The sequence below is a fragment of the Paucibacter sp. PLA-PC-4 genome (genome assembly GCF_026241155.1).
Taxonomy (GTDB): domain Bacteria; phylum Pseudomonadota; class Gammaproteobacteria; order Burkholderiales; family Burkholderiaceae_C; genus Roseateles_E.
Genome location: NZ_JAPFGP010000041.1, coordinates 1 through 3,893 on the forward strand (window position 1 = coordinate 1; position 3,893 = coordinate 3,893).

Below are 3,893 nucleotides of genomic sequence, written 5' to 3' on the forward strand. Positions count from 1 at the left end.
CTCTCCGGCGGCAGCATGCGTGCTACCGCTCTGTCCTTGAATGCTTGTCCGTACCTTGCCAACTCGTTCTCACTGCGCCCCCAGGTTCATCGTTCTATCGGGGCGACAAGTATTTTGACGCGGGGGGACATCCCCCTGTACCGACAGAGCGGTATCTACGCCCGCGACGGCGTCGAGATCGACCGCTCCACCATGGCCGGCTGGGTCGACCGCGGCGATCAGCTGCTCGACCCACTGGTGGCTGCACTCGGACGCTACACGCTGGCAGGATCCAAGGTGCACGCGGACGACACGCCGGTGCCCGTGCTCAGCCCCGGCCTGGGCAAGACCAAGACCGGGCGGCTGTGGGTATACGTGCGCGACGACCGGCCGGCAGGATCGAAGGACGCGCCGGCGGCCTGGTATCAATACTCACCCGACCGTAAGGGCGAGCATCCTCAAGCCCACCTCAAGAACTACCGTGGCATCCTGCAGGCCGATGCCTACGGCGGCTGGATCAAGCTCTACGACTCAGGCAAGGTGACCGAGGCTGCTTGCTGGGCTCACGCGAGACGGCCCTGGTGGGATCTGTATCCGAGCACAGGCAAGGCCGAGGACTCCATTGCCGCTCAGGCACTACGGCGCATCGCGGCGCTGTACGCGGTGGAGAAGGACATTCGAGGCCAGCCGCCCGATGTGCGCCAATCCCAGCGCCAGGCGCGGGCTGGTCCGCTGCTCGACGAGATGCATGCCTGGCTGAGCAGCCTGGTCGGGCGCGTCTCGGCCAAGTCCGAGCTCGCCCAGGCCATCGGCTACAGCCTGGTGCGCTGGCAGGCGCTGACGCGCTACCGCGACGACGGGCGCATCGAGATGGACAACAACGCGGCCGAGCGCGCCCTGCGCGGCGTAGCCCTGGGAAGAGGCAACTTCCTGTTCATGGGCTCGGATGCCGGCGGCGAGCGCGCGGCAGCAATCTACAGTCTGGTGGAGACGGCCAAGCTCAACGGTTTGGACCCGGAAGGCTACCTGCGCGAAGTGCTGGGCCGCATTGCTGATCATCCGATCAACCGCATCGACGAGTTGCTGCCGTGGAACATCGGGCGGCACGACAACGAGCAAGGACAGACAGCCCGCGCCCTAGCCGCTTGAGGACGGCACCGCGCGCTGGCATCAGAGGAATCAGGCGTGAACTCGCAAGTCAACGACCCCCACATGATCGACGCATTGCAGGCGGCATCGAGCCTGCAGCTCTACCAGCTCAAAGCCATCATCGAAGGCATGCTGGCCGATCCGCGGCGCGGCCTGGCAGCTCGCGCGAGTCTGCATCTCGGTCAGCCCGTGCGCTTCGTCGACTTCCGGGACGGACAGATGCGCAGCGGCAAGATCATCGCCTTCAAGGACACCCAGGCCACCGTGCTCGAACATGGCACGAAGCGAACCTGGAAGATCCCCTGCGTGTCGATGCAGGGCTACACCGAAGCTGAGCGGCAGGACGAGCAAGCGGCGTACGTGCCGCCGCCCGAACCCGCCACCGCGACGACCAAGACCCGCGAGTTCCAGAAAGGGGACACCGTGACGTTCGAGGACCGCGACGGTCGCAACATCACAGGCGTGGCCGTGCGTATCAACCAGCGGACCGCTACGATCGGCACGGGCGACGGCGGGAGTTGGCGTGTGCCGTTCCACATGCTGCGCCACGTGCTCGACATCTGACCCCTGCCAACTTCAACACGCTGCTCGAGTCAATGGGGCCTTGGGGCCACGCTTACATTGAACCGCGTGGCTAACGTCGTCCAGCTTCGGTTGGCCAAAGACTGCGCCCGCCGCTACTGCTCATTGGCCTGCGTCCAACATGATGGCAACGTTTCCATCGCCCGGCGGGCGATCCTCTCAAGCGGCATGCCACAATCAAGCTGGTCTCGGGCATGCTGACGTGTTCGGAGAGTGCATTGACTCGGGGTTGGTGATTGATGAAAACACGCGCAACGCTTGGCGCACTCTTTACGGTATGGCTCGTAGCCTGTGGAGGCAGTGGTAGCGAACTTAGCGAGACACCCAGCCATGCCGTCGGCGGGACAATCGCCGGATTGGCTTCTCAGGGGTTGGCGCTGGCCAATGGATCCGATGCGGTTCAGCCTAAGGCAGGAGCGACGCGGTTTGTGTTTCCGATTGCGGTACGGGAGGGCGCTAGCTATGCAGTGAGCCTCACGGCGCAGCCCACTACGCTTGATCAGTTTTGTGCGGTCAGCAATGGCCAGGGCTTGGTCGGCAGAGCAGACATCGACAGCGTATCCGTCGAGTGCCATGCCACATCCTGGGGTGCTACAAGATTCTCCGCGGCTAACCTCCCTGCCATTCCTGGCGCGTTCACCCTCGCATCAGACAGGAACGGGGGCTGGTATGTTGGTCAGTCCCATGTCATCCACCATGTGCTCGCTTCCGGTGATGTGAAGACTATCGGCCCTGTCGTCAACGACCCAGCCGGCAATCAGATTTACATCGGCTATATCAGCGGACTCGCGGTTGGGCCAGAAGGCATCTTGTACCTAACCGACTGGAGGGCCAACAAGGTATGGAAAGTCGTTGCGGACGGTGTCGTCTCCGTGGTCGCAGGCTCAGGACGTGACGAGTCCGTCGATGGTCTAGGGACGAATGCTGGAATTCCGTCTCCTCGGGCCATTGCCACCGATGAACAAGGTAACTTGTATGTGGCAGAGGACTCCAGGCTAAGAAAGATCACTCCCTCGGGTGCGGTCAGCACCCTTGCTGGGTCGGGACTCTTCAACTCGGTCGACGGTATCGGCAAGGCGGCAGCCTTTGCTTTGTTGAGCGGGTTGGTAGTCGACAAGTCGGGCAACGTCTACGCCACGGAAACCACGGCGGGCAATATCCGGAAGATCACGCCGGATGGGGTCGTGACCACGGTGGCGGGCTCGACCTCGCTCGGATTTGCTGATGGCACGGGCCGCGCCGCATCCTTCGACCGACCTTATGGCATCGCCTTGGACGACACAGGCAATCTGTTCGTCGCCGATATAAGCAACAATAAGATTCGCAAGATTTCAGACGGTGGGCGCGTGACCACGCTGTCCCTGGTGGACGCGAATGGCCCAGTGGTGCTCGACTCACCAGTTGCCGTCGGTGTGAGTACCAGGGGCGATCTTCTGGCAATGAGTTCGGCGTCAGGCACGATCACACGGCTGGTAGCTAAATAGTTGAAGGCCGCGCTGTGGCGTGCGGCTTTGGGCGGAGGTTGTGTGAGAACTCAATCTGACCGGAATTGGGCGCATGAGGTTGCCGCGCGCGGTGCTCAGAGGTCTGTTTCGGGCCGTATGGACGGCGAAACAATTTTGGGAATCAGAACTGCGTCACCTGGCTTGGCGCATTTGCTGAGGCTACTGAGCGCGCAAAAGGGCTGTATCAAGCCCTGATCAACCGCATGGCGGCTATCAGCTGTTCAATTCCCAGGATGTTGAGCACTCGCTTGATGTTGTAGGCCAGCACGTGCAAGCTCATCTCCGTGCCAACGTTGGCCAGCCTCCTCGTTAAGAAGTGCGTCGAGCCCATCCAGTGCTTGAGCGTGCCGAAGACGTGTTCGACTGTGCGCTTGCGTACCTTCATGGCATCGGGGTTGCGATCCAGGCGCTGCTGTACGGCTTTCAGCACCGACTCATGCTCCCAGCGTGAGATGCGCCGATGTTGGCTGGGCGTGCATTGGGCTTTCATCGGGCATTGCCCGCAGGCACTGCTCCAGTAGCGGTGCATCAGCAGACCACCCTCCAAGCGACTGAACCGGTAGATCGCACGCTGCCCCGCCGGGCAGCGGTACTCGTTATCGCTGGCGATGTAGACGAAGTCCGCCTTGTCGAAGCGGCCTTCAGCCCTGGCGCCTGAGGTCATGGGCTTGGGCAACA

4 protein-coding genes are annotated in these 3,893 nt (G+C 62.5%); 3 read left to right on the forward strand and 1 reads right to left on the reverse strand.

Annotated features, from left to right (window positions below):
* From tnpC to OOZ63_RS28680, 3 genes are all read left to right on the forward strand, one after another.
* Window positions 1-1,128, forward strand: a 1,128-nt coding sequence (gene tnpC / locus OOZ63_RS28670; RefSeq protein WP_416234803.1) for an IS66 family transposase, incomplete at its 5' end; no start/stop codon positions are given.
* Between the two features lie 36 nt (window positions 1,129-1,164).
* Window positions 1,165-1,692 (forward strand): hypothetical protein, encoded by a 528-nt coding sequence (locus OOZ63_RS28675; RefSeq protein ID WP_266009268.1) that lies wholly within the window; start codon window positions 1,165-1,167, stop codon window positions 1,690-1,692.
* Window positions 1,693-1,949: 257 nt separating this feature from the next.
* Window positions 1,950-3,194, forward strand: coding sequence for a hypothetical protein (locus OOZ63_RS28680; RefSeq protein ID WP_266009270.1), 1,245 nt, complete (start codon window positions 1,950-1,952; stop codon window positions 3,192-3,194).
* A 205-nt stretch (window positions 3,195-3,399) separates the two neighbouring features.
* Here the strand turns inward: OOZ63_RS28680 and OOZ63_RS28685 are convergent.
* Window positions 3,400-3,893 (reverse strand): transposase (locus tag OOZ63_RS28685; protein ID WP_266009272.1); only part of this gene is annotated, 494 nt, incomplete at its 5' end.

What these genes read in the sequence shown, in the direction of transcription:
- OOZ63_RS28680 (WP_266009270.1), top strand. Translation starts at nt 1,950, where the DNA reads ATGAAAACACGCGCAACGCTTGGCGCACTCTTTACGGTATGGCTCGTA.